At 35.4% G+C, this 26,660-nt stretch carries 25 protein-coding genes; 11 read left to right on the top strand and 14 right to left on the bottom strand.

Annotation, left to right across the window (positions count from 1 at the left end; all coding sequences use genetic code 11):
- Nucleotides 1–124: 124 nt before the first annotated feature.
- Entirely contained in the window at nucleotides 125–1,099 is a 975-nt protein-coding gene (gene trxB / locus RBU60_RS07545) for a thioredoxin-disulfide reductase (protein WP_308864161.1), read from the top strand.
- Between the two features lie 135 nt (nucleotides 1,100–1,234).
- The gene (serA, locus tag RBU60_RS07540; RefSeq protein ID WP_308864159.1) at nucleotides 1,235–3,127 is read left to right on the top strand and encodes a phosphoglycerate dehydrogenase; all 1,893 of its coding nucleotides are present in this window, start codon (nucleotides 1,235–1,237) and stop codon (nucleotides 3,125–3,127) included.
- 324 nt (nucleotides 3,128–3,451) lie between these two features.
- On the opposite strand, the gene RBU60_RS07535 is transcribed toward serA, so the two are convergent.
- Complete coding sequence (locus RBU60_RS07535; RefSeq protein ID WP_308864157.1) at nucleotides 3,452–4,117, bottom strand: ZIP family metal transporter; 666 nt, start codon at nucleotides 4,115–4,117, stop codon at nucleotides 3,452–3,454.
- Entirely contained in the window at nucleotides 4,114–4,851 is a 738-nt protein-coding gene (locus tag RBU60_RS07530) for a class I SAM-dependent methyltransferase (protein ID WP_308864155.1), read from the bottom strand. Before RBU60_RS07530 ends, RBU60_RS07535 begins: the two co-directional genes overlap by 4 nt.
- 43 nt (nucleotides 4,852–4,894) lie before the next feature.
- On the opposite strand from RBU60_RS07530, the gene RBU60_RS07525 reads away from it, so the two are divergent.
- Nucleotides 4,895–6,055, top strand: a complete 1,161-nt coding sequence (locus RBU60_RS07525) for a THUMP domain-containing class I SAM-dependent RNA methyltransferase (RefSeq protein ID WP_308864189.1) — start codon at nucleotides 4,895–4,897, stop codon at nucleotides 6,053–6,055.
- Between the two features lie 130 nt (nucleotides 6,056–6,185).
- Here RBU60_RS07525 and RBU60_RS07520 read toward each other — a convergent pair whose 3' ends face one another.
- The 3 genes from RBU60_RS07520 to rlmD are packed head-to-tail and all read right to left on the bottom strand — an operon-like array spanning nucleotide 6,186 to nucleotide 8,816.
- Complete coding sequence (locus RBU60_RS07520; RefSeq protein ID WP_308864153.1) at nucleotides 6,186–6,911, bottom strand: DUF6048 family protein; 726 nt, start codon at nucleotides 6,909–6,911, stop codon at nucleotides 6,186–6,188.
- Nucleotides 6,877–7,404 (bottom strand): DUF6452 family protein, encoded by a 528-nt coding sequence (locus tag RBU60_RS07515; protein ID WP_308864151.1) that lies wholly within the window; start codon nucleotides 7,402–7,404, stop codon nucleotides 6,877–6,879. Before RBU60_RS07515 ends, RBU60_RS07520 begins: the two co-directional genes overlap by 35 nt.
- On the bottom strand, nucleotides 7,401–8,816 hold the full coding sequence (gene rlmD / locus RBU60_RS07510) for a 23S rRNA (uracil(1939)-C(5))-methyltransferase RlmD (protein ID WP_308864150.1): 1,416 nt from the start codon (nucleotides 8,814–8,816) through the stop codon (nucleotides 7,401–7,403). The genes RBU60_RS07515 and rlmD overlap by 4 nt, the downstream gene beginning before the upstream one ends.
- A 140-nt stretch (nucleotides 8,817–8,956) precedes the next feature.
- Between rlmD and rocD the strand changes: the two genes are divergently transcribed.
- Nucleotides 8,957–10,207 (top strand): ornithine--oxo-acid transaminase, encoded by a 1,251-nt coding sequence (gene rocD, locus RBU60_RS07505; RefSeq protein WP_308864149.1) that lies wholly within the window; start codon nucleotides 8,957–8,959, stop codon nucleotides 10,205–10,207.
- A 247-nt stretch (nucleotides 10,208–10,454) separates the two neighbouring features.
- Here rocD and RBU60_RS07500 read toward each other — a convergent pair whose 3' ends face one another.
- Both RBU60_RS07500 and RBU60_RS07495 read right to left on the bottom strand, forming a co-directional pair.
- Nucleotides 10,455–10,790 carry a CCC motif membrane protein gene (locus tag RBU60_RS07500; RefSeq protein WP_308864148.1) on the bottom strand — a complete coding sequence of 112 codons (336 nt, stop codon included), beginning with the start codon at nucleotides 10,788–10,790 and terminating at the stop codon, nucleotides 10,455–10,457.
- Between the two features lie 38 nt (nucleotides 10,791–10,828).
- Nucleotides 10,829–11,104 carry a DUF2752 domain-containing protein gene (locus RBU60_RS07495; RefSeq protein WP_308864146.1) on the bottom strand — a complete coding sequence of 92 codons (276 nt, stop codon included), beginning with the start codon at nucleotides 11,102–11,104 and terminating at the stop codon, nucleotides 10,829–10,831.
- Nucleotides 11,105–11,524: 420 nt separating this feature from the next.
- Here RBU60_RS07495 and RBU60_RS07490 point away from each other — a divergent pair, with 420 nt between their 5' ends.
- Nucleotides 11,525–11,647 (top strand): hypothetical protein, encoded by a 123-nt coding sequence (locus RBU60_RS07490; protein ID WP_308864144.1) that lies wholly within the window; start codon nucleotides 11,525–11,527, stop codon nucleotides 11,645–11,647.
- A complete protein-coding gene (locus RBU60_RS07485; RefSeq protein ID WP_308864143.1) occupies nucleotides 11,640–12,170 on the top strand; it encodes a Smr/MutS family protein in 531 nt (176 codons plus the stop codon). Before RBU60_RS07490 ends, RBU60_RS07485 begins: the two co-directional genes overlap by 8 nt.
- A 3-nt stretch (nucleotides 12,171–12,173) precedes the next feature.
- Here RBU60_RS07485 and RBU60_RS07480 read toward each other — a convergent pair whose 3' ends face one another.
- Nucleotides 12,174–13,145, bottom strand: coding sequence for a hypothetical protein (locus tag RBU60_RS07480; RefSeq protein WP_308864141.1), 972 nt, complete (start codon nucleotides 13,143–13,145; stop codon nucleotides 12,174–12,176).
- Nucleotides 13,146–13,252: 107 nt separating this feature from the next.
- On the opposite strand from RBU60_RS07480, the gene RBU60_RS07475 reads away from it, so the two are divergent.
- The 5 genes from RBU60_RS07475 (at nucleotide 13,253) to cls (ending at nucleotide 19,399) form a co-directional block, all read left to right on the top strand.
- Nucleotides 13,253–14,401: a cysteine desulfurase family protein gene (locus RBU60_RS07475; RefSeq protein ID WP_308864140.1), complete on the top strand. Its 1,149-nt coding sequence runs from the start codon at nucleotides 13,253–13,255 to the stop codon at nucleotides 14,399–14,401.
- Between the two features lie 491 nt (nucleotides 14,402–14,892).
- The gene (locus RBU60_RS07470) at nucleotides 14,893–16,284 is read left to right on the top strand and encodes an NAD(P)/FAD-dependent oxidoreductase (protein ID WP_308864138.1); all 1,392 of its coding nucleotides are present in this window, start codon (nucleotides 14,893–14,895) and stop codon (nucleotides 16,282–16,284) included.
- Between the two features lie 170 nt (nucleotides 16,285–16,454).
- Nucleotides 16,455–16,874, top strand: coding sequence for a DUF2141 domain-containing protein (locus RBU60_RS07465; RefSeq protein WP_308864137.1), 420 nt, complete (start codon nucleotides 16,455–16,457; stop codon nucleotides 16,872–16,874).
- A gap of 103 nt (nucleotides 16,875–16,977) precedes the next feature.
- Nucleotides 16,978–17,874, top strand: coding sequence for a DMT family transporter (locus RBU60_RS07460; protein ID WP_308864136.1), 897 nt, complete (start codon nucleotides 16,978–16,980; stop codon nucleotides 17,872–17,874).
- Between the two features lie 70 nt (nucleotides 17,875–17,944).
- Complete coding sequence (gene cls, locus RBU60_RS07455; protein WP_308864135.1) at nucleotides 17,945–19,399, top strand: cardiolipin synthase; 1,455 nt, start codon at nucleotides 17,945–17,947, stop codon at nucleotides 19,397–19,399.
- A gap of 108 nt (nucleotides 19,400–19,507) precedes the next feature.
- On the opposite strand, the gene RBU60_RS07450 is transcribed toward cls, so the two are convergent.
- Genes RBU60_RS07450 through RBU60_RS07425 form a run of 6 tightly spaced genes read right to left on the bottom strand, consistent with a single transcriptional unit; the run spans nucleotide 19,508 to nucleotide 26,636 of the window.
- Complete coding sequence (locus tag RBU60_RS07450; protein WP_308864134.1) at nucleotides 19,508–19,945, bottom strand: UPF0158 family protein; 438 nt, start codon at nucleotides 19,943–19,945, stop codon at nucleotides 19,508–19,510.
- Nucleotides 19,938–20,282 (bottom strand): DUF3024 domain-containing protein, encoded by a 345-nt coding sequence (locus RBU60_RS07445; protein WP_308864132.1) that lies wholly within the window; start codon nucleotides 20,280–20,282, stop codon nucleotides 19,938–19,940. The genes RBU60_RS07450 and RBU60_RS07445 overlap by 8 nt, the downstream gene beginning before the upstream one ends.
- A 41-nt stretch (nucleotides 20,283–20,323) precedes the next feature.
- The gene (locus RBU60_RS07440; protein WP_308864131.1) at nucleotides 20,324–21,175 is read right to left on the bottom strand and encodes a DUF7281 domain-containing protein; all 852 of its coding nucleotides are present in this window, start codon (nucleotides 21,173–21,175) and stop codon (nucleotides 20,324–20,326) included.
- Complete coding sequence (locus RBU60_RS07435) at nucleotides 21,172–24,879, bottom strand: ATP-binding protein (RefSeq protein ID WP_308864130.1); 3,708 nt, start codon at nucleotides 24,877–24,879, stop codon at nucleotides 21,172–21,174. The genes RBU60_RS07440 and RBU60_RS07435 overlap by 4 nt, the downstream gene beginning before the upstream one ends.
- Entirely contained in the window at nucleotides 24,863–25,435 is a 573-nt protein-coding gene (locus RBU60_RS07430) for a condensin complex protein MksE (protein ID WP_308864129.1), read from the bottom strand. The genes RBU60_RS07435 and RBU60_RS07430 overlap by 17 nt, the downstream gene beginning before the upstream one ends.
- 4 nt (nucleotides 25,436–25,439) lie before the next feature.
- A complete protein-coding gene (locus RBU60_RS07425; protein ID WP_308864128.1) occupies nucleotides 25,440–26,636 on the bottom strand; it encodes a hypothetical protein in 1,197 nt (398 codons plus the stop codon).
- Nucleotides 26,637–26,660 lie beyond the last annotated feature (24 nt).

The raw sequence follows: 26,660 nt of genomic DNA, 5'->3' as shown, positions 1-26,660 counted from the left end.
GTATTAAATGCTTAATTTGGTTTAATTATTATTCTTTATAACTATATCACAAGTCTTCATCATTTTTATGGTATAATATGGATGAATCTTATTATTTTTATCCATTCAAAAAAAGTAAATGATCATGTCAGAAGAAAATAAAACGGAAAGAATCAAATGTCTAATCATAGGATCTGGACCTGCAGGCTATACTGCAGCAATCTATGCAGCTAGAGCTGATTTAAAACCAATCATGTATACGGGTATGGAGCCAGGCGGACAGTTAACGACTACTACAGAAGTAGATAATTTTCCCGGTTACCCGGAAGGAATTGATGGTCCTACCATGATGGTACAATTGCAACAACAGGCAGAACGTTTTGGAACTGAGGTGCGCATTGGAATGGTAACTGAAGTACAATTAAGTAAAGAAGTTGGAGGAATCCATAAAGCTTGCGTAGACAATAAAACCTGGGTAGAAGCCGAAACGGTAATTATTTCTACTGGCGCAACTGCTAAATATTTAGGGATTCCTAGTGAGCAAAGATTACGTGGCGGCGGAGTTTCAGCTTGTGCGGTTTGTGATGGATTTTTCTATAAAGGTCAAGATGTGGCTATCGTAGGAGGTGGAGATACCGCTGCCGAAGAAGCCACTTACCTAGCTAATATTTGTAATAAAGTGACGATGTTGGTGAGAAAAGATGAGATGAGAGCTTCTAAAGCGATGCAACATCGAGTAACTTCTACCAAGAATATAGATTTGCGTTACAACACCGAAATTGATGAAGTTTTGGGAGAACAAGTAGTAGATGGTTTACGTATGGTGAATAACCAAACGCAAGAAAAAGAAGAGATTGCCATTACAGGTCTTTTTATCGCTATTGGACATAAACCAAATACCGATATTTTTAAAGGTCAGTTAGAGATGGATGAAACAGGTTATCTGATTACAGAACCAAAAACGACTAAAACCAATCTTCCTGGAGTTTTTGCCAGTGGAGATGTACAAGATAAAGATTATAGACAGGCAGTAACCGCTGCGGGAACGGGTTGTATGGCAGCATTAGATGCCGAGCGTTACCTGGCAACGGTAGAAAGCGAAGAAGAAGTTACCGCTTAATCTCAAAAAAACGATTTTTTAAAAGCCTTAGCGTATCACGTTAAGGCTTTTTTTTATACTTTTAGTTGAATCCTGTCTCGGGAACTTTTAGATTGTAAAGTGGTTAATGCCTAAAGCAGATTCTTAGTAAGAGCTATGAAAAATAATCAAGTTTACATTATAGATTTTGATAGTACTTTCACCCAAGTGGAAGCCTTAGATGAATTGGCAAAAATAAGTCTAAAAGAGCATCCGCGTCAAGAAGAAATTAGTCGGGAAATAGAAGAAATTACGCATTTAGCGATGCGAGGAGAAATCGATTTTAAAGAATCTTTAGAGCGACGCTTAAACTTGGTACAAGCTAATGAAGAAAATATTGGAGAGCTTATACAGGTTTTAAAAAATAAGATAAGTGTGTCTTTTGCCAGAAATGCTCCATTTTTACAAGAGCATGCCGCACAAATTTATATTATTTCCAATGGTTTTAAAGAATTTATAGTTCCTATTGTTACGGCTTTTGGTATTTTAGAATCGCACGTATATGCCAATACTTTTGTCACAAATGATCAAAAAGATATTGTCGGTTTTGATGAATCCAATATACTCGCCCAAAATAACGGAAAACCCAAATTACTCAAAACATTAAACCTTGAGGGAGATATTTTTATGATTGGCGATGGCTACAATGATTATGAAGTAAAAGCGGCAGGTTTTGCCAATAAATTTTATGCTTTTACAGAAAATGTAACCAGAGAAAATGTTATAGCGCAAGCAGACCATATTACTCCTAGTTTAGACGAATTTTTATATTTACACCATATGAACACCTCTTTATCTTATCCTAAAAATAGAATTAAAGCTCTTTTATTAGAGAATATTCACCCTTCCGCTCAGGCTATTCTAGAGAAAGAAGGCTATCAAGTAATCGCTCATCCCGGAGCGATGGATGAAGAAGAGCTCAAAGAAAAAATTAAAGATGTTTCCATTCTAGGCATACGTTCTAAAACACAATTGACGCAAGAAGTGTTGGCGAACGCAAAACGTCTTATCGCAGTAGGTGCTTTTTGTATAGGAACCAACCAAATAGATCTTGAGGCTTGTGCCAAAAAAGGAATTCCAGTGTTTAATGCACCCTATAGCAATACGCGTTCTGTAGTGGAATTGGCTATTGGGGAAATGATTTTATTGCTGAGAAACCTCCCCGATAAAATGCAGCAAATGCACCAAGGGAAGTGGAATAAATCCGCAGCAAAAAGCTATGAGATAAGAGGGAAAAAACTGGGAATTATTGGTTACGGAAATATTGGAGCTCAACTCTCTGTCTTGGCAGAAAGTCTTGGTTTTGACGTATATTACTATGATTTAATTGAAAAACTACCTCTAGGAAATGTGACCAAATGCAATAGCTTGGAAGAATTGCTACAAACCTGCGAAGTGATCTCTTTACATGTAGATGGAAGGCCTGAAAATAAAAATTTTATGGACGAAGAGCAGTTTCAGCAGATGCAGAAAGGCAGCGTGTTTATTAATTTGAGTAGGGGACACGTGGTTAATCTAGATGCACTAAAAAAACACCTGATCAACGGAAACCTAAGCGGTGCCGCTATAGATGTTTATCCTGTAGAGCCAAAAACAAACGACGAAGCTTTCGAAAGTGTACTTAAAGGTTTACCTAACCTTATTTTAACTCCGCATATTGGCGGAAGCACGCTCGAAGCTCAAGAAAACATTGCCCAATTTGTTCCGCAGCGTTTTATAAAATATATTAATACGGGAAGCACCACCAACAGTGTCAACTTTCCTAATTTACAATTACCTGTTTTAAAAAATGCCCATCGTCTTATTCATATCCATTACAATACGCCGGGTATTTTGGCTAAAATTAATGAGTTATTAGCCAAGCATCAAATTAATATAGACGGTCAGTACTTAAAAACCAACGAACAAATAGGTTATGTGATTACCGATGTGAATAAAGCTTACGAAAAAACGGTTATTGAAGAACTCAAAGGTTTAGAAGGGACGATACGGTTTAGGGTTTTGTATTAAAAAAACGAAATCATCTTTGACGTATCTCCGTTATATGCCCAATTATTTTGATAAAATTCTTATGGGTGTAGAACTCTTTTATACTGTATAATACCAAATTAAATGGGTATAATTAGGAGCATAAAAGACATTCCATATTTGGTAAATTGGTTTCCCGCTTTCCATTACAATTCCTCATTTCACTAGCGTTTCATTCCGGGATTTCCATTGCAATCGGGGCTAAGGAATTGAGTCTTGTACCATCTTCAAAGTTTTAATAGCGTAAAGATAAAAATAAGACTTGTGGCTTAAAATCTACCGAACTACTATATCAACAGGTGAAAATTATAAAAAATAAGCAACGACAACACCCAAAACAATCATTAGCACTTTAGAGATGTTGAATTGATGATTTTTAGAAGATTCAAATAAGATGGTGGTAGAGACATGCAAGAAAATACCAATCACCATAGCTTCAATATAAATTTCATATTCCGTTAAGAAAGAAAAATATTTATGAATCAAACTTCCTATAGGAGTCATCATCGCAAAAACGAGTAAGAAAAGGATTACTTTGGTTTTAGAAAGTTGAGAATGTATGAGAAAAGACGCGATAATGATAGCAATAGGGACTTTATGAATTACTACGCCCCATAATAAATGATCATTTCCGTGTAACGGATAACCTTCCAACAAGGAATGAATACATAAACTTATAAAGAGCAAAACCGGAAAGCGCTGCGTATCTTCATGATGATGTAAATGTCCGTGTTCTGCACCTCTAGAAAGAAACTCTAAAAAAATTTGGAGCAAAATCCCCAGCATGGTAAACACACCGATTAGTTTATGGTAATCGCCATATACTTTAGGAATAAACTCAAATACGGTAATCGATAATAAAAAAGCACCACTAAAAGATAACAACAATTTAACCGAAGTAGAATTGGCTTTTAGAAAATAGGCAATCAATAAACCAATGACAACCGCAATAATGGGTAAAATTAAACTCATGCGTGCTCAAAGATTAGAATAAGCCTAGGAGAAGTTTCTAGGTGAAATTCGTTTAAATGGTAATCTCCAAAGAGATTTTTTATTTGTAAGCCTGCTTTTTCAAAGTAGGTTTTAAACTGTTCTAAGCTAATGGCTTTTACTTTTTCCTGAAATTTAAAAGATTCCCCTTCGTCGGTAAACTGAATGTCTTTATAAATAAAACCATCCTCCACATAACGCTCTAGGTGAAAGTCTATCCCCTGAATGCTTTGCGTGTTTTGTGGCACCAAATTTTTAATCACCTCGTGCACATTCATAAAGTCGATGACACCATAGCCATTAGGTTCGAGTTCCTCTTTTATGGCTTTTATGGTTCTTAAATTATCTTCTTCATCTTCAAAATATCCAAAACTCGTAAACAGGTTAAATACGCCATCAAACTTTTCCGTTAAGGGCAAACACATATCATGAACTTGAAAAATAAGATCTTCCTTTTCAGATTTTTGGGCTTCTTGTATGCTGTTTGGAGAAAGGTCTACGCCGGTTACTTTATAACCTAGTTGATGCAAGTAAACGGAATGTCTCCCTTTCCCACAAGCTAAATCTAAAATGGTGGATCCTTTTTTTAACTGAAGAAAAGAGGTGAGATTCCGCATAAATTCTTCTGCTTCTTCATAACCCCTGTCTTTATATAAAATATGGTAATACTTGGTGTCAAACCAAGAGATGTACCATTTTGTCTTATCTTTTCCCATAGCCTGCAAAAATAATGTATTTTTGCAGCAAGAGAACTTCTATATGGAAAATAATTATAAAATGGTGGCAAAAACCCTTTACGGATTTGAGCCTCTATTAGCGAAAGAGTTAAAAAATTTAGGTGCAATAGACGTCAAAGAGGGGGTGAGAAACGTTAGTTTCTTAGGAGACAAAGGCTTTATGTACAAAGCGAATTTGGGCTTGCGAACCGCTATAAAAATCTTAAAACCTATTCAAACCTTTAGGATTGATTCTGAAGAAGATCTCTACAAGAAGATTTACGCCATGGATTGGCCAGCGTACTTAGACAATAAAGGTACTTTAGCGATTGATGCTACCGTGCATTCTTCTCGTTTTACGCACAGTAAGTTTATCGCGTTAAAAACCAAAGATGCGATTGTAGATTTATTTAGGAATACGACCGGTTTTAGACCTAGTGTAGATTTAGATTTTCCAGATTTGCGTATTAACGTGCATATTGAAGATACCTTTTGTACCATTTCGTTAGATAGTTCTGGGCAGTCTTTACATAAAAGAGGGTACAAAACCGCTACCAATATTGCTCCTATTAATGAAGTTCTAGCTGCAGGAATGTTATTGATGAGTGGTTGGGATGGATTATCAGATTTTATGGATCCCATGTGTGGAAGTGGAACCATTTTAATAGAAGCGGCGATGATTGCGTGTAACATTCCGCCAAACTTGAATAAAAAAGAATTTGGCTTTGAAAAATGGAAAGATTGGGATGTAGATTTATTTGAAAAAATAGAAGCTTCTTTACTGAGTAGAATACGAGGTTTTGAGCATAAAATCATTGGTTATGATAAGGCTCCGTCTGCCGTTCATAAAGCTATAGACAATATTGAAAATGCCAATTTAACTGAATTTATCCAGGTGGAGCATCAAGATTTTTTCCAAACCGAAAAAAACACCGAAGGGCATTTGCATATGGTTTTTAATCCGCCTTACGGGGAACGATTAGAATTATTGAATCTAGAGGAGTTTTATAAGGATATTGGAAACACCCTAAAACAAAATTATCCAGGAACTCAAGCTTGGTTTATCGTTTCTAATATGGATGCAATTAAGAGCGTAGGCTTAAGGCCTTCTAGAAAGATTAAAATGTTTAATGGGAAGTTAGAGTCTCGTTTCTTAAAGTATGAGATCTATGAAGGGACTAAGAAAACACATAAGTTAAAGTAAAACATTATTGCTTGATTCATTTCAAGTACTTCATCAGAATCTATAGATAGAGTGGGAGGCCTCAAGCTTTCCACTTTTTTAGTTTAGGTATAAGAGAGCAATCATGTCACTTTCTGTAAAGAAAAAAAAATTATTCTGGTTTTCTCAGCACTTTAGCCTTCTTTACTACAGGAATAAGATAAGAAAGAGAATAACCCCAACCCACACCAATTGAGCTTCCGCCGTAGGTTCTATGAAACCCCGGGATATAGAGGTTGTCAAAATTATCTGGTTTCTTATCGCTAATCATAATCTTCAATTGTACGTGTACGCTTAAAAATAAGTTATTTAAGACCTCGGTTTTTAGTCCGCCTTGTACTTCTCCCCAGCTTGCGTTTAAAGATTTAAACTCTTGGTTGGTTTCTCTAATGTCTACCGGAAAATAACTGTCGTTGGAATAGATGGCAAACTTATTCAAAGTCTGAGAAAAGCTAGCAAAACCATAACGAACGCCTACAAAAATCTCGTTTTGCATGTCGAGCCAATTTTTATACGCATTGTAATTGGCACCAATTTTTATGTAAGAACCATTGGCAGTTCCATCAAGGTAAGGTTCTGTATAATGTTTCTCTTCGATGCCTATTTCCGCGGCAGCGTAATAATTTTTATACACACGGTAATCGCCCAAGATTTCAAAACCTTTATAATCTTCATCGATGATACTGGTGATGGCTTTGCTGAGGTCGGCGCCCACGCGTATTCCAAACTTTTCTTTAATGACAGTAGAATCTTGAGTAGCTGAATTTTGAGCCTGCAAAGAACCCAAAGAAACCCCCAAGAAACTAATGATAAATATAGAGATGTGTGTCAAATTCATTGGTAATGTCATTAGGTTGTAGCACTTCTATGCTCTTGATCCAGTTGGTGTCGTCTTCTTCATTTACTCTATTGGCTTCAAAAGCTACAAACTCGGTTTTATAGCCACAAGCCCGTCCTACATATTCCACTAAAGTACCGTAATTAAAGTGGAGTTGGTCTTCATTGGGAAGCGGGTCGTTTGCTCCAATCTCGGCATCGGGATCTAGAGGAGTGTTTAAGGTAAAGATATAATTGGTGAAATTCTCTGTTGTTCTTAACGGAATTTTAATGAGGCTATCTGAAACTGGAGTTTCAAAATAATCTTTCATCGAATTTTCCTCTTTCACTTGTAAATTAGTGACTTCTTTAATGTTTAAGGGATTTTCACTATCCAAAAACTTAATCACTAAATGCGGAGTCGTGTTAGTCGACTCCGGACAAATATCATCTTTCTGACATCCAGAAAGAAACAGCAAACTAATTACTAGTAGGAGCGCAGTGTTTTTTATCATGATCTTAGTTCTAAGCAAACTACATTTTCTACGTGATGTGTTTGCGGAAACATGTCTACCGCTTGAGTTTTGGTCACTTTGTAATGTTCATCTAATAAAGACAAATCCCGTGCTTGTGTAGCCGAATTACAACTTACATATACAATGCGTTTTGGCAAAATGTTGATGATTTGGGCTACTACATCTTTATGCATCCCGTCTCTTGGAGGATCGGTGATAATGACATCTGGATGACCGTGAGTGTTGATAAAATCTTGCGTAAAGACTTTTTTCATGTCGCCAACAAAAAACTCGGTGTTGGTAATATGGTTAGACTCGGCATTTTTCTTAGCATCTTCAATTGCTTCCGGTACGGCTTCTACACCAATCACTTTTTTGGCTTTTTTAGCTACAAATTGAGCGATAGTTCCCGTTCCTGTATATAAATCGTAGACCAATTCATCTCCGCTTAAATCGGCGAAAGCTCTAGTGATTTTATACAATTCATAGGCTTGTGCGGAATTGGTTTGGTAGAAAGATTTGGCATTAATCTTAAACTTTAAACCTTCCATCTCTTCAAAAATATGGTCTCTTCCTTTAAAGCAAACCACTTCTTGATCGTAGATGGTATCGTTTCCTTTTTCATTCACCACATAGAGTAGAGAAGTGACTTCGGGAAAACGCTCTGCAATAAAATTAAGCAAGAGTTCTCTTTTGGCTTTATCTTCATAAAAGAACTGCAACAAGACCATAATTTCTCCCGTAGAAGAGGTTCTTATCATTAAGGTACGCAAAAGTCCTTCTTGCTTTCTGGCGTTAAAAAACGGAATGTTTTCTGCCGTCGCAAAATCTCTAATTTCGTTTCTTAAGGCGTTACTAGGATCTTCTTGTAAATGACATTTTTTGATGTCTAGAATTTTATCCCACATCCCGGGAATATGAAAACCGAGTGCATTTTTATCTGTAATATGGATATCACCTTTAATCTCGTCTAAGGTTAACCATCGGCTATCGCTAAAGGAAAATTCCATTTTATTTCTATAGAAGTAAATTTCTTTGCTGCCTAAAATGGGAGTGATTTCTGGAAGTTCTATTTTCCCCAATCGTATTAAGTTGCTCTCCACTTCTTTTTGCTTAAAATAAAGCTGAGAATCATATTCCATATTTTGCCATTTACAACCGCCACAAGTGCCAAAATGCTGGCAAACAGGCTCTGTTCTTCTATCAGATAGGGTGTGGAAATGAGTAGCGCTAGCTTTATAGTAAGATTTTCTCTTTTGAGTGGTTTGCACATCTGCAACGTCGCCTGGTACTGCATTGTCTATAAATACGACTCTGCCGTCTGGAGCTTTTGCTATTGCTTTTCCTTTTGCGCCAGCATCGATAACCTCTAATGCTTCAAAGGATACTTTGGTTTGTTTTCTTCTTGCCATAGGGCAAAAATAGGAAGAATTTATGAAGTTGAAGTTGACAATTGTGCTAAACATTTAGTATTTTGCAAACTTGAAGAAAATGGGTGATTTCTCTCCATTAAGCAGGAATCGAAGAAGTTAAAATTGAAAAAAAATTAAGCATGTCAGTTGTAGAAATTAAATCATCAAAAGAAGCCATTGCTCTAGAAGATAAACACGGAGCTCATAATTACCACCCTTTACCTGTAGTATTAAAAAAAGGAGATGGTGTTTTTGTTTGGGATGTAGAAGATAAAAAATACTATGATTTCCTTTCGGCTTATTCGGCGGTAAATCAAGGACATTGTCACCCAAGAATTGTAGGTGCGATGACAAAACAGGCAGAAACTTTAACCTTAACCTCTCGAGCTTTTTATAATGATGTTTTAGGGAAATACGAGAAATTTGCGACCGAGTATTTTGGTTTCGATAAGTTGCTTCCTATGAATACGGGAGCAGAAGCAGTAGAAACGGCCATTAAGATTTGTAGAAAATGGGCGTATGAGAGAAAAGGAATTAAAGAAAATGAAGCACAAATTATTGTTGCTGAAAATAACTTTCATGGGCGTACCACAACCGTAATCTCTTTTAGTAATGACGAAGGTGCACGTAAACACTTTGGTCCTTATACTCCAGGATTTTTAAAAGTAGCTTATGATGATCTAGAGGCATTAGAGAAAACCTTAAATGAAAATAAAAATATCGCAGGATTTTTAGTAGAACCTATTCAGGGAGAAGCAGGAGTTTTTGTTCCTTCTGAAGGCTACTTGAAAAAAGCAAAAGCATTGTGTGAAAAGCATAATGTACTTTTTATTGCTGATGAAATCCAAACGGGTATTGCTAGAACAGGAAAGTTATTGGCCGTAGATCATGAAAATGTAAAACCAGATATTGTAACGCTTGGAAAAGCTATTTCTGGCGGAGTTTATCCTGTGTCTGCAGTATTGGCAAATAATGAAGTGATGGATGTGATTCAACCAGGACAGCACGGTTCTACCTTTGGTGGAAATCCTGTTGCTTGTGAAGTTGCGATTGCAGCCTTAGAAGTTATTAAAGATGAAAACCTAGCCGATAACGCCGAGAAAATGGGTCAGTTGTTTAGAGATGAAATGAATAAATTCATTGAGTCGTCTAAGGTCGTTAACCTGGTAAGAGGAAAAGGTCTATTAAACGCTATTGTAATTAATGATAGTGAAGATAGCTCAACGGCTTGGGACATTTGTATGGCATTAAAAGAAAATGGATTGTTAGCAAAACCAACGCATGGTAACATCATTCGTTTTGCACCACCATTAGTGATTACAAAAGATCAATTGATGGATTGTGTTTCTATCATCACCAAAACGCTTAGCACTTTTGAAGGTAAGATTTAAGTGATTCATCTTCAGATTTAAATACAAAAAAAACTCCGAAACGAAAGTTTCGGAGTTTTTTATTTATATCAAAAGAAGTCGCTTACACCAATTTAATTATTTAAAGTTGTATTCTTAATTTGAATTATTTTAAGTCCAAATGAAATAGAAAATTAAAGCATAGCCTTAGCTACGGTTTCATTTTATATTGAAATGTGGGCGAAAAAGAAACAAATTATATGCGCGACACTAAATAGCTAAAATACTATTATTGAGCGGCTTGTATTTGTTGTCTTTGGATATCTTCGGCCCAGTTTTGTAACCCTTCTATACTTCCGAAGAACAGCAGAGCTCCAAGTGATGAAACAATGATTAACACAGATAATACTAAAGCTATAATCGCTAAAATTCTCGCTGTTTTTACTTGGCTGTAATTGTCATAATTTTCGGGTTTTAGTAAATAAGTTTTACGGTCTTTATTGGCTAATACTAAGGCAATAATAGAAAGTACGATTCCTCCAATCCCGTAGCTAAGGCAACATGCGACATACGATATAATCGCTAAAACGAGTGCAAGCGTTGCATTTGGTAGTTTTTGATTCATTTTGATTTGGTTTAAATTAGTCTTTAAAGATAAAAAAATTAATGAAATATTTTAATTCCGTAACTAATTAAAACAGAGAAAACAGAAATAGAAGCTACATAAGAAACCGTTTTACTATACTCTTTGAAAGGTTTTAGGTAATTGATAAAAATCAATAAAGCAAATAAAACTAAGGGGTAAATAGCGGGATACATGAGGAAAGCTTCTTTAAAATCGGCTTGTATAAGCATCAAAAAAGCTCTTTGAACTCCGCAGCCAGGGCAGGGAAAGTGAAAGATTTGTTTCGTAATACAGGGAAGCATATATTCTTCCATAATAATAATAATAATAATAATAATAATTTATTTAGGTTGAAAAACCTTTTACTTTAATCGTTTAACTACTATTTTTAATCCTCCAGAAAGCTTACTCTCGAGTTTCTTAATTTAATCTCTACCTAGCAACTATTATAATTTACAGGAGTTACTACTTTTTATCCGTCTTATTAGAACAAATAAGCCATAACAAACAAAAGTGGTTGAAGTAAAACAAGATCCATAAAAGAAGTTATGTGTCTCATAATCATCAATTTGTTCAAAAATAATACTTTTCTACAAATTATATAAAATAAACCTGAATAAAAAAATTATCTTTATCCTTTGTTTATGTCCAGTTTTCAGCTTATGTCCAAGTCTAATTTCCAACGATTGAGTTATTTTTGTATCCTATTAGGAGCAGTCATGTTAATCTATGATATGACGCAAGAAGAAGAACTTTTATTTTTAAAAGTATTAGGAATCGTAATTCTGATGTTTGGGTTATATGGTATAAGTACAGGTATTAAGTCTAAAGATAATAAAGAAGAAGAGCATGATTAAGGTAGGAGATTGGGTAGAAGTGTTAGATGAAGCCATTGCGGGATTTGTTCAGAATATAGAACACGAAACCATTTTTTTGGAAACCGATGATGGTTTTGTGATGAGTTTCGATGTCTCGGAAGTTGTAAAAACAGGTACCGATGAAATTTCCGTAAAGGAAGAAGATATCAAGAATGCCTTAAAGGAAAAACTGACGATTAAAAAGTCTAAGAATGTTAGAAAAAAACGAGAAAAAGGGATTCCTGCCATAGAAATAGACTTACATATTGAAAAACTGACCGATAGAAGGCATCTAGATAATTTTGATATGCTCAACATTCAAATGGATACCGCTAGGCATAGGCTAGAACACGCCATAAGAAACCGCATTCAAAAGCTAGTTTTTATTCACGGCGTAGGAGAAGGTGTTTTAAAAGCCGAACTGGAAACTTTATTTGGCAGGTATGAGCAAATCAATTATTATGAAGCCGATCCAAGAAAATATGGATACGGCGCTACAGAGGTTTTTATAACGCAGAGTTAAGATTTACTCTATGGGTGCGGTTACACTTACCGTTTTGGTAACTTGTAACTTTCCTAAGATTAAAGTTTCTAAAGTAATTACTTCATCATTACTCGTGTTTCTTAAGGAAATATTTTCTGCAATCACCAAGGTGGTGAAAGTTCTTGATAACTCATTCGCTTTAAATTGATTCACTTCCAAAGAGCTTGTATCTTCTTCATCCAAATAATTAGGGATTCCATTTTGGTTGGTGTCATCATCAGAGGGGTTTAACTCAAAATCAGGATTTTCTGCGGTCACGTTATCGGCTGCATTAAGGTCTTCATTTCTGGTTAAAACTCCGTCTCCGTCATCATCTTCATCCAAATAGTTTGGGATTCCATCTTCATCGGTATCAGGATACGTGTCTTCAAACATAGGTTGGTTAGAAAGGTTGTTTTCCACCTGGGTTAGTACATTGTCGTTATCGTCATCTTTATCTAAATAATCTGGAATTCCATCTTCGTCGGTATCTGTTGGCGGAGTTTCATACCTCCCTTCCAACAAATCGCTCACGCCATCCCCATCGGTATCGGCATCATCATCGCCGGGTAATTTTACGGTCGTGATGATCTTTACAGTACCCCCATTGGTAGAAATATATTCTTCATTTACATTGCTTTGGGTAGGTGGGATGGTGTTGCAAAAATAATTGGCGGTAATAGAACCACTTAAGCTGCGGTATATAATTTGGTTGTCATCGTTTACATTATAAGAAACCGTAGTATCTAGAGCGATGCCTTCAAAGCTTCCCTCAAAACTACCATTATTAAATTTAAAGAATATGGTTTCATTGGGATCTGTTTCAATTGCAAAAATCACGGTTTCTGTTTCCGTAGAGCAAAACTGCAAGCTTGTGTCTTCATCAAAATCAAAATTGGTAACAATAAGATCGCCATCATCACAAGAAGAGAATAAGCTAATCAACACGATACCAAACCATAATACTTTTTTCATAATTCTCAATTTTCCACAAAAATAATCTAATCATCAATTTAGCCCTAAGATTATAAAAAAATAATTTAAAATGATTAGTTTTGCAAAACAATTTCAAGACCCATTTTATGAAAAAAGTATATTTAGATAGTGCCGCTACCACTCAGATGAGACCAGAAGTGATTGAAAAGATGACCGAAGTGATGAAAGAGAGTTTTGGTAATCCTTCCTCAACGCATGCTTTTGGACGATCGGCAAAATCATATATTGAAAATGCTCGTAAAACAGTAGCTAAATATTTAAACGTTACTGCGGCTGAAATTGTATTTACTTCTGGCGGAACAGAAGCAGATAACCTAGCTTTAAATAGCGCCGTAAGAGATTTAGGAGTAAAAAGAATTATCACTTCAAAAATAGAACACCACGCTGTATTGTACACGGTAAATCAACTGCAAAAATGTTATGACATTGTGGTAGAATATGTAGATTTAAAAGAATGTGGAAGCATAGATTTAGATCATCTTACTTCGCTTTTAAAGGCGAGTGAAGATAAAACATTAGTGAGTCTAATGCACGTTAATAATGAGGTAGGTAATATTTTAGACCTGCATAAAGTAGGGGATTTATGTCATGAAAACGGCGCTCTATTTCATAGCGATACCGTACAATCTATAGGTCACTTTGAGATGGACTTGCAAAATACACCGGTAGATTTTACCGCGGTAAGCGCGCATAAGTTTCACGGACCAAAAGGAGTTGGTTTCGCTTATGTGAAGAAAAATAGCGGACTTAAACCTTTAATCTTTGGAGGAGAGCAGGAGAGAGGTTACCGTGCAGGAACTGAAAGTGTCCATAATATCGTAGGTCTTGCCGAAGCTTTACAAATGTCTTATGACAATTTAAGAAAAGAAAAGCCTTACACCGAAGATTTAAAAACGTATTTTATGGAGCAACTGGAAAAGAAAATTCCAGGAGTGAAATTTAATGGAGGCTGTTCAGATTTGGTGGACAGTACGTACACGCTTGTTAATGTTTGTTTGCCCGTATCAAATGATAAAGCAGCGATGTTATTGTTTCAATTAGATCTTAATGGTATTGCTTGCTCTAAAGGAAGTGCCTGCCAAAGTGGTAGCGACAAAGGATCTCACGTCTTAAATGCCATTTTATCCAAAGAAGATTTAGGCAAACCTTCCGTTAGGTTTTCTTTTTCTAGTTTCAATACGAAAGAGGAATTAGATTATGTGGTGGGCGTATTAAAGCAGTTCGTAGCCAACTAAAATTTCTGGTATTTGGTTATTTAGTATATTTTTTTCCGTTAACGGAATTGCTTCGTTATGCTTTTAAAACTCTTCTATTCTTTTAGAAATGGAGGAGCAGATGTGCTTTTTTGATGCGTACTATCCTGCTTGCTTATTCTCATATTTTTAGCTTACTTGTTACTGGCTTAAATGGTGAAATTCTTATTAAAGCTCTCAGGCTAGAGCAATCTTCACTTTCTGAATTGCTTTACACCAAAAATTACAGATGAATTGTGAAAAGAGGCATAAAACTTGCCTAAAACCCTAACAAACAAGTCGTTTTGCTTGGTTTAAGCTATTGTTTTCCTTATATTACGAGCATTCGGTTTGAGATTTATTACTAATACCATTCTTTCTATAAAATTTCAGGTTTATAGCAGAATTTCTATTTTTCAATCGAATTTCTCAAAATTTTAAAAGAATTATGAATACCATGCCCTTTTTTGGGGCAGTTAAATTTTTACGTATATATGAATATGAACACAAAGAATAAACGTGTAGCCATTATTGGCGCAGGTCCTAGTGGATTGGCACAACTTAGAGCATTTGAAGCATTAGAAAAACAAGGTATAGAATCTCCCGAAATTGTTTGTTTTGAAAAACAGAGCGATTGGGGAGGAATGTGGAACTATTCCTGGAGAACTGGAGTAGGAAAGTATGGCGAGCCTGTTCACGGAAGTATGTATAAGTACTTATGGTCTAACGGACCAAAAGAATGTTTAGAGTTTTCAGACTATTCATTTGATGAACACTTCAAAAAGCCTATTTCCTCATATCCCCCAAGGCCAGTTTTGTTTGATTATATACAAGGAAGAATTAATAAAAGTAATGCTCGCGATTATATTCGTTTTGATACGACGGCACGTTGGGTAAGTTTTGATGAAGAATCGAAAAAATTTAATCTTATTCTCGATAACTTAAAAGAGGATAGAACGTATGAGGAAGAGTTTGATTATTTAATTGTTGCTTCAGGGCACTTCTCCACGCCCAATATGCCATTTTTTGAAGGCATTGAAAATTTTCCCGGCGGAGTAATGCACGCACACGATTTTCGTGGTGCCGATCAATTTAAAAATCAAAAATTATTATTAATAGGAAGTAGTTATTCCGCAGAAGATATTGGCGTACAATGTTATAAACACGGTGCCAAATCAGTAACCTTAAGTTACCGAAGCAATCCGATTGGGGTAGACTGGCCAAAAGGAATTAAAGAAGTGCCCTTATTAACACATTTTGATGGTGCCACAGCGCATTTCACTGATGGGACTTCAGAAAGTTTTGATGCCGTAGTGATGTGTACAGGGTATCAGCATAAATTTCCGTTTTTACCAGACGAGTTACGTTTAAAAACGAAAAATAATCTTTATCCAAATTATTTGTACAAAGGAATCTTTTTTAATGAGCTACCGCAACTTATTTATTTAGGAATGCAAGATCAATACTATACCTTTAATATGTTTGATACGCAAGCATGGTTGGCAAGGGATTATATGATGGGTCGTTTTAAACTTCCTTCAAAAAAGAAACGTAAAGAAGATATTCGCAAATGGTTAGAACGCCATGATGCCATTAAAGATTCTTTAGATAGTGTAGACTTTCAAACCGATTACATTAAAGATCTAATTGCGCTTTCAGACTATCCTGAGTTCAACTTAGATAAAGTAGGCGAAATGTTTAAAGAATGGTTACAAGATAAGGAAGACAATATTCTTACCTATAGAGATAAAACCTATACAAGTGTGGTAACTGGTACCAAAGCCAAGGAACATCACACCGATTGGATGGATGAGCTGGATGATAGTAAAGAACGTTATTTAGCTTTTAATGAAGAGGTAGAAGAACTTGTACCAGGCGAGGAATAAAACCCTCAAGCCATAAAATTTAACCGATGAATATACTGAGAATGAGAGTGTAAAGACTTGATTTGTATTGATCGGTTTTTTTTGTAATTTTTTTGAAAATATAAAAAATAGATATCTTCCCGTATTACTTTATGGCATAATAAATGTTTAACTTAGTAAAAAATAAACCTATGCATTATTTAATATCTCTTTTGCTTTTAGTGGTTTTAAACCAACCTGCAAACCCAAGCCCAGAATTGTTTATAGAAATACATGGAATTGAAAAAGATGTTGGGTTTATAGAAATGGGACTTTACAATAAACAAGAAGGTTTTTTAGAAGAAGGAGAAGCTCTTAAAACATATCGTATCCCTGTCAAAAATAAAAAAGCCAGTATAAAAATTCCAGACTTATTGAAGGGGAACTATGCAATCTCTCTTTATCACGATGAAAATGGAGATACCAAGTGCAACCGTAACTTCATAGGAGTTCCTAAAGAGCCTTATGGGTTCTCTACTAATTTTAAACCTAAATTCTCGGCTCCTTCTTTTAAGGATTGTGAATTTTCTTTCCAAGAAAGTCTTCATTTAGACATCAACCTTATTCATTAATACGAGTATAAAAACGTGTTAATAAATGGGTTCCTACTCTCTCATTCTGAATTTAAGTAGTAGCTTTGTGGGTTTTAATTTTCCTTAAGGATAATAACTTGCTATGCTTACTCTTTTTAAAAACAAGTGGTTCTTACTCATCATAATGGCCATCACCTGGGGGAGTTCTTTTATTCTAATTAAAAAGTCTCTTACGGTTTTTTCTCCTTATGAAATTGGCGCTTTTCGCGTAGGCTTATCCGGAATTATTCTTTCTTTTATAGGGATTCCTGCTTTGCTGAAAATGAAAATGAGAGATGCTTTATGGATTGCAGCAGCTGGATTTTTCGGTAACTTTTTACCCATGTTTTTATTTCCCATTGCGCAAACCAAAGTAAGCAGTTCTTTAGCAGGAATTATTAATAGTTTAGAGCCTATTTTTGTTTTGGTATTAGGCTTTATGTTATTTGGTATCAAAAGTAAATTTACACAAATTATAGGCGCGATCATCGGTTTTTTTGGAGCGGTAACTTTATTATACTTTTCAGAAATGAATACCGAAGAAACTCAGCTGGGATATACTTTGCTTATGGTCTTGGCTTCGGCATCTTATGCGGTTTCAGCGCTTATCATTAAGCTGAAACTACAAGAGGTAAAATCCATTCACATTTCCAGTAGTGTGTTTAGTATTTGGATGATTCCTTCCTTTTTCATTTTAATTTTCTCTGGATTTTTTAGTACTCCTATTAATGATCAATCTATAGAAGCTTTAGGCTATATGGGGGTACTTAGTATCTTCGGTACGGCTATAGGAATCGCTTTATTTTATAAACTGATTCAGGATACTTCAGCAGTTTTTGCGAGTACCGTTTCTTATTTATTACCAATAGTAGCAGTAATCTGGGGTGTTTTAGATGGAGAGAAATTTAATTTTTGGTACTTAATTGGTGCCGTGCTTATATTAATCGGTATTTATCTAATTCGCGAAAAGAAAAAGAAACCTCAAGTAACTCCTAGGTAAATTAAATCCTGTACATTTAATAGCTTGCGTCTTGCCACAAAGATATTGATTTGAAAAACACTAGTAGTCCATGAACTATATTCTAATCTTACAAATCATTTATGTGCTGATAACCATCTTGGTGGTTCTTCGGGTTATCTATGATACTAGAAACTTTTCTAAGACCCTAGCCTATATTTTGTTGGTAGTATTTGTTCCTATTTTCGGTATTTTCTTTTATTTTTCTTTCGGAGTGAATTATCGGAAACGAAAAATATATTCTAAGAAAATTATTCAGGATGTAGCTTTACTAAAGCAGGTGGAGCAAAAATTATTACAGTACCACAAAGGAATTCTGCAAAGTGATCTAGTGGCTCCGCAGCATACTAATCTGGTCAATTTTTTAGCGAAAGCCGGTCAGAGTACACTTACCGCAAATAATAAGGTAGAGTTATTGGCTAATGGAGAACATAAATTCCCCGTTCTTTTAGAAGCTTTAGAAAAAGCAGAGAAACATATTCATATTCAATATTATATTTATGAAGACGATTTCACCGGTCAACAAGTAGCAGAGGTTTTAAAAAGAAAAGCGCAAGAAGGAGTAGAAGTACGCTTTATGTATGATGATTTTGGAAGCCATAGCTTAGGAAAATCATTTAAACAAGGGTTAGAGGAAGCCGGAGTGCATATCGCTCCTTTTTATGAGATTATCTGGTATGCTTTCGCCAATAGAATCAATTACCGAAATCACCGTAAAATAGTCATCATTGACGGAGATACTTCCTTTGTAGGTGGAATTAATGTGAGTGATCGCTACCGAAATGATGCACATGCTAAAGATGCTTTGTTTTGGCGTGATACGCATTTGAAGATAAAAGGTACGGCTAGTTTTTTCTATCAGTATTCCTTTATAAGCGATTGGAATTTTTGTAGCGGACAACCTATAACTCAGCCTCAGTCTTATTTTCTTAGTCCGCAATTAGATACTAATTACCAAGAGGATGTTGTACAAATGGCTTCTTCTGGACCAGATTCTGATATGCCAGTCATATATTTCGCCTTGATTGAAGCGATTAGCGCGGCACAAAAATGCATTTACATTACGTCTCCTTACTTTATTCCAGGAGATAGCTTGATGGATGCTTTGGTAATCGCAGCACAAAAGGGAATAGAAGTCAAAATTTTAGTACCTGGAAAATCAGATTCTAAAATGGTGAATCTAGCCGCACATTCATATTATACCGAGCTATTAAAATACGGAGTAGAAATTTACCTATATCAAAAGGGATTTGTTCATGCTAAAACCCTGTGTATAGATAATGATCTAGCCATTGTAGGCTCGGCCAATATGGATTACCGCAGCTTCGATTTAAACTTTGAAGCCAATGCGATGGTGTACAGTCGGAAGTTAAATATAGAGCTAAAAGCGCTGTTCTTTGAAGATTTAGAAAACGCAAGCCTCATCAGCCCGGAAGAATGGCTAGGACGTTCTAAATTCGCTCATCTGATTGAAAAATGTTTCAGGTTGTTATCGCCGTTCTTGTAATTCTTGCCTGAAATTTCTTTATAAAAGAAAGCTTTTAAAAACTCGTTTTTGTTTCAAGTAATACCAATTCTATTTTAAGATAAAATAGGTATAAGCAAGGATTTGTTTTTAGGAGTCTTTCAAAAACTCACGTTCAAATTGGTCTCCAACGATTTTTTCTAGTTCCTTTCGTTTAAAATCAAACCATACTTGTCGGTGTTTAGAAGATTCTACCGCATGTTTAAAATTTTGGAAGGGTTTCTTCCTCTGTAATATACGCTCTAAGTCTAATCTGAATTGATTTTCGGTAATGCTTTCCACAAAGGATTCCATAATTTTAAACGATTCAAAACTTTCCAACACCTCAAATTTGATAAAATCTTTTGGATGCTGAGCTACTTTTTTTGTGTCATCTTCAAAAACGGCTTCAAAGTCTTCATCATATCCAAAATTAGAAAAATTTGGAATACAAATTAGTTCCCCTGTTTTTCGATTTAAATAACAATCTTCCCCGCAGTCTAAACTTCCTGCAATTTCTTTAATTATTTTTGAATTCATTTTAGCCATAAAAGCATCCGTTTTGATCTTCTTCTATACACGTAATCATTTTTTCTATATGTGTAGCTTTAGGAAAAGGTTGGTAAAGTTCCCATTTTAGACTGGCCCTCATCCAATATAAATTCCATTCTTGCCGTGATTTATAGTACCTGATTTTTGCATATTCTATATGCTGGATTTCTTCAGGATTATTCCAAACAGGTCTAATTTCATAAAGAATAAATGTTTTCCCATCATAGTCGTATCCAAAATCGAGTTTTTTACGAATTTCAAGATCATCTGGACGTAAGGAGTTTATATATTTTTTTATGCTAGATTCATTGATGTCTATGGGTTGGTCTTTCATTTAATTTTTTTTTTAGCTCAGGTCTTAATATAAAAATTGTTTCAGGTTTTGATGTAAACCTCTTGATCCAAACCCTTTTTTTCTGTTTGGATTATCTTTAAGAGTTGTAACAAGCGCTTTTCTTCAATTTCAGAAACCTTAAAGTTGATTTTCTGCTTATTGTAGCGTTCCCGATTTCCACTTTTCTGCAAAACTTTTTCAATATTTTCAGGGATAAAAAAACTGGCTTTACTTCCCAAGTGCTTTTTATATTCATTCAAATAAATACCAATTCCTGCCACATCAAAATCGCCAAAATGCAAATACTTGTTGGGGATAGATTGCATCCATTTTATAAAATCCTTATTTTGGTTTTGTGGATAACGAGAGACAAATAGAGGTGTAATATCTTCAAATAGATATTTCTGCTGCTGAATCTGACTGAAATTCTTGGCATTTTCAACCCCAATTACCGTTACCACCGCCGGAATTTTAAAGGTTTTATAATCGTAGATAAAAACGAAACTGCCCATTGCGGGATGGAGGATTATTTTTTGATTATTTAATTCTGCGTTCATCGGAAAATAACAGTTCACTAAAAATCCTTGAAATGCCCGTTCTTTTGAATGCTTGGAATCGGTTGTGATTTTCACAAATTCAGCTCGACTTGAGTTTTCGTTTTCTAAAGCCGAAATGTATTTATACAAATCATTGATTTGAAGCTGGTTTGCCAAATAGAGGCGTAACCCATTTTCGCTCAACAACGACAAGGTTTTGCGGTGCTTTCCTTTTCTGAAAAGAATATTTTCACGGACTAAATTATCTATTAATTTGCTCTTGACCGAACTTGCAGCAATGCTTTCGCCATCAATTAAACAGATTAAAATCTTGGCTATTTTTAAGGTCATTTTCATTGTGAAAGAACTTTTGCATTCACTTTCACCAACCGATTGATTTTGGTAATGTACTTTTTAGCATCTGTTTTGGATTGTTGCTTAGCCAGTTTATAGGTGTATTTATAATCGGTGGCGTTTTGACTTGTGGGCGAACCGTTGATCAAAAAGATATTACGCTCATTGGCAAACCTCAAAATACCTCTCATGTTATTGGGATGCAAGCGTCCTATTTCATCCATCATACAATGCACTTTAAAGTCCTTAAATTTCTTTGAGGCGCTCTCTTTAAAAACATTGAGCAACAAGATATTTATCATCGCCTTTACCAACACATCGGTACCTTCGCTGCCCACGTTGGATAATTTTTCTACCCAACCAGAATTATTGTCGTTTTCGACAATCCTGAATTGTAAATCAAAAGATTCCGATAAACTGAGGCTGGTACTTTTATAGCGCTCCAACTCTTTAATGAGTTGTTTTAGTAATTCTACCGCTTTTTGATTTTTTGAACTGCTGCTGCTGCCCGAAGAAGTAAACAGATTGGCTTGGCCCAAAAGCAGACTGTTTTCATCATTAAAATATTTTATTTGAAGCAATAGCCTTACAATTGGATTCGAACTTTTTTGCGTGCGCATCTCCATTTCTTTGATGGCCTGCACAAAATTCTTGGTCACAAAATCATTGTTGATTTTTTTGATGACTTTTTCAATTTCGGCTTCCTTGGAAATCAATTCCCCCGTTTCATTTCCAATTTGCTGAATAATATGCGCAAAACGTTCGTTTACCCGTTTTTCATATTGCTCAATTTTATCTTCTTCCACAAATTCTTTAAGGTCCTCGGCAAAATTTAAAAAGTCGCTATCTTCATTCAGCTTTACTTTGAAGTTGAAAACATTATGCTCGTTAAAATTCCCAATAAAGGCATTGGTGGCTTGCTGTAGTTCTTTGAAAGTTCCAATTCCTTTGTAATGCGCATCATTAATTTCTGAAATCAGGTCAATGGCAGATTTTGATTCAGGTTTTTTATCAATCTGTCCTAAAAGCTCAACTTGGATGCTCGCATAAGCATCCGATTTTTTGAATTCCTCAAACTTTTCCGCATCGGCTTCAAAGGCTTCAATTTCAGTGGCAATTGATTTTACAAATATATCTTGCTCCTGGTGTTTTTCGGTGATTTTGTCCAGTTCGATTTTATGGATTTCCACAAGAGAAGCTTGCTTTTTTTCTAAACTTGCTTTCTCCGATTTTAACTCCGGAATTTTATCAAAGAGCTCCCGTTTGTCCTTGTTGTATTCAATGACGAGTGCTTCATTTTCTTTAATGTAATCCAGGGCTTTAATAATCTCTTTTAATGCATTATCAATAAAATTAAGTCGTTCAGTATCGGCGCCTTTATCGTCCAATTCTGCGGTTTGTTTGTTTTTTAGCTCTTGAATGCGTTGTTCAACTTCTTCTTTATTTTTTGAAATGCTACGTTTTATGGCTTCAATTTCGGTTTCCTTTCCTTTTTCAAGAGTGTTGATTTCTTTTGTGCGCTCGGTTTCCTTCAGACTTATTTTCCGGCTGATTCCCTTTTTTATATGTTCTACATTTTCCTGAGCCTTCAATTTTTTAGAAGCGATGGCATCCAACTCATTTTCCAGTTTTTCAGTATTATTTTCTTTTTCTGTTTTCGCTTTGGCAAGCCATTCGTCAACATCAATTTTGTTCTTTTTTAATTTTTCCTGACTTTGGGAAAGCTTATACTCGTTTTCTGCAAGGCTGTCTTTAAGGACTTTTAGTTTTTTGTTGAATTTCGTTTTCATTTTTTGCAACCGGTCCGCTTTTTCGGAGTTCAGCTGCAAAATTCGTTTTTGGTTTGCTTCAATTTTTTGTTGAAAGGCATCAATATCCGCTTTATATTCTTGAAGCGATTTTACCCTATTTTCCAGCGCGTTCAAATTCAACTCTACTCCAAAGAGGCTCGTCGTTTTAGCATCAGTCAATTTTGGATTTAAATTGGTATTAAAAAGTACATCTTCTTCATCGATGACTTTCCCGATGTTGTTTTCCCAATCCGGAACATTTTCGTTTAACCAGCCGTAAAGTGACGATTGACTTTGCTTGATTTTATTTTCAACACCTTTAATTTTTGCAGAAAATTTTTGTTGAATTTCGGTGGCTTTATCAATTTTTAAATCGGCCGCTCGCTCAATTTCTTTGGTTTCCAATTCCCATTCTTTCCGAAGGGTTCCAGTTTCATTTTTGGCATCTTGAATACTGCTTGTCGTCTTAGAAATCACATCGTCCAGCGCTTTCTTTTCTTCTTGACGTTGTGTTATTTCAGCATTAAAAAAAGTTTGGTATTTTAATTCTGCTTTCTTTCTTCTTAGCCCATTTTCTTGCTCTTTCACCAACTCCAATTCATTTTGAGCCTGTTCTCTTTCTTCTTTTTGGTCATCCCTTATCTGTTTTATGACCTTCTCATACCTTTCGTAAAGGGACGCTTTGTTGTCGCTAAAAGCACCAATCTTTGTATTAATTGCTGCAGTTTGCGCATTTTCAAATTTTTGATTCTGATTTTGAATTTGCGAAATCAGGGCTTCAAATTTTTGACTTATTTCCGCAAATTTTGACGTGAGCAGGGTTTTTTCTTCCGAAAACGCCTCTTCCTCATTGGTTAGCGTAGCCTTTTTCGCTATTTTTCCAATGACCTTATCTATGTTTTTCGTGGCATAATCGGCCTGCTTTTGCTTTCCTTTTTTGAGTTCTTTTTTCAGGTAATCAATTTCGGAGATGAGTTTTTGTGCTCGTTTTAAATGTAATTTTTTTAGGTTTTCCCGGTCCTCAGTTAGCTTATGAAGCATCGAATTTTCCCTGCTGAAAGTAGACGAAAGCAAGGGTTTTTCTTTTTCAATAAAATCTATTCTACCAGCCAAATTATAGCCTAATTGCTTCTTTTCCCGATTGAGGTACTTAAAAACCCGAAACCGATCAATTATTTTATCGGCTTGTTTGCGTACCACAACTTGGCCTTTTTTGTTGGTCTTGGACCAGATTTTAATATCATTGATCTGACTTTCAAAATCCCGCAAATGATTTTTGGAATAGTTTTCCAAATCGATGCTAAACTCGTCTTCATTCAAGGATTTGATGATGGTATCTTTGATGAATTGAGCTTCTAAATTAGAATTTAGAAACACATTCTGAATGGTCCGTGGTATATTTTGATATTGTTTACTTTCAATAAGAGCATACTTTCTAAAATCGGCCTTTAAGCCTTTATTATCACCATAAATTATGCGTCGGAAATCTTCGTAGCTTGAAACGATGGGTGTGTAATGAATTGTTTTCCCAAAAGCGTTTCTTATTTTATCCCAACTTTCAAAAGCTCGGTTATGTTCATCGATAAACAACTCCCTTTTATACTTAGAATTAAAAAAACGATAGGCTACTTTTCCGTTTACTTTGTAGGCGAGTACGCAAAAAGGAATGTCATCTTTTACAATTTCATAAATGATGTAAGAATTTTGATAGTCGAAATAATATTCATCAAAACCTTTCTTTTCCCGTGGGATGCCCAATTTGGTCTTGTTGGCATTGTAAAAAAATAAAATAGCCCGCAGCAGGGTACTTTTCCCAACGCCCTGCGTGCCGATTAAATGCACGTTACCGTCCAGTTCAATCTCGGCATATTTCACCGATGCACTATTGATAAATATGATTTTATTCAGGTATCTCATTTTCTATTTCTTCGGGAATATTAATCGTGGTGATAAGGTCTTTTAAGTAATTGAAAGAGGTGAGCACTTTGTAGGTTTCTGAAACTTCATTTTCTAAACTCACAAAGTTGTCTTTTTCCAGTTTTTCAATAATTTTTTTTATCCTATCGGAATAGTTTTTCTTGTAAGCACCTACTTTCTTTAAGGTATCGAGTTTGCTTTTTAAGTCGGCATTGTTTTTTAACTGATTGACAATTTCAGCGGGTGTAAACCGAAACCCAACATCGAAGGCGGAATCAAACGTCTTTAAAAAATCCAGGATGTCTATCCAGCCATAAGCTTTTTCCAATTTCCGGTCGAGGTCTGCATTTTTTTCGGAACGGCTGAAATAAAAATATTCGTTCCCGTGTTCCAAGATGTAATTAATCTGATAAAAATACTCGTACAAATCTTCAAACGTATTTTCATCTTCCAAAACTTTATAAAGGGTTTGGATATGGTCATTTGGACTATTGGAACATATAAATTGTCCTTTCCGCAGTACGTCAAATATGTCTGAAGTGTATTTAGTTAACATTGGCTTATTTTGGATACACCAAGGCACACTCAACGCCGTTGGTGGTTAAAAATTCATTTGCTATGGTCAATTCGTGTTCGTATTGCGAAATGAGCTGACAAAATACGGTTACCCGTTCGTCAAAATCGACTTCTTTTAAAAAATCGTAATTCAGGATAAAGTTAAAAAGATTATCGCTGGTTGCCATAAAATGGTTCCGAAGTTCTTCCAAATTAATCATCACTTCCTCTTCCACACTATTTCCCAAAAACTCTTCGGAAATGCGATCGGCCAAAACCGGCTCGAATGATTTCCGGTCGTGATGGTTTTTGGAAATCCGTTTAATGGCTTCAAAAGCACGTTCGTTCTCCCTTAAATAATCGATAGATAATTTCAAGGGTTCGCTTAAGCGGGTTTCAAATATTACCTGATTTTTTTTGGCGATCAGTTGTTTAATATCGGTTTCAGCGTCAATGGTAAAATGGTCTTTTAGGTATTTTATTTTCCGCAGCTTTTCAATGAATCTACCCTGGTGTTTTATTTGGTTCAGGTAATCGATGATTTGCTTTTCAATCTCAATTAAATTGTGGGAACATTCGCCAAGCTGATGTTTGAGATCAATAATAATCCGCTTTAACTCTTCATCCAGCGCCCGATTGAAAAACGTGTGTTCCTGCTCGTTGATGAGCAAGATAGTATGCTTGATGAGATTGCTAACCAGCATTCTTTTCTCATCTAAATTTTCCAGTTTTAGCCGTTTATTCTTATAATTGGGTTCGTTTTTAAAGGTATTTTCTATATTTCGTCTTAAATCGACCACGCTCCGAAGCGTGATTATCCCAATTTTGCGGAAGGTTTTTTTGATAAATTTTAAATAGTTGTATTTTCTATTTTCGTTGCCCTCATTGAGGAAATAATCGATGTTTTCCTTAATGTTTTTGATGTTGTCATCAATATAAGAAAGGTTAATTTCTTCATTCACATCCAAGACCTGCTCAAAGAATTCCAAATATTGGTCATCGAGTTCCAACAATCCGCCATTTTCCCGAATAACCCCACGCTCAATCAAAAAGTCAAGCCGATTTTCGTCGTAATCGACCAATTCAATGGCATCGGAATATTTATAGTCCATCGATTTCCGTTTCCCAAACATTTCAGCAATTAGTTTTTCCTCATTTTTTAGTGAGGTAACCAATTCTTTGATATTGTGGAAGATGTTCATTTATAACCTCTTATTAGATAGTAT

Source organism: Mesonia profundi, assembly GCF_031085155.1.
GTDB lineage: Bacteria > Bacteroidota > Bacteroidia > Flavobacteriales > Flavobacteriaceae > Mesonia > Mesonia profundi.
Note: the sequence above shows the minus strand (reverse complement) of the source record. Positions and strands in the feature narration are given on the sequence as shown.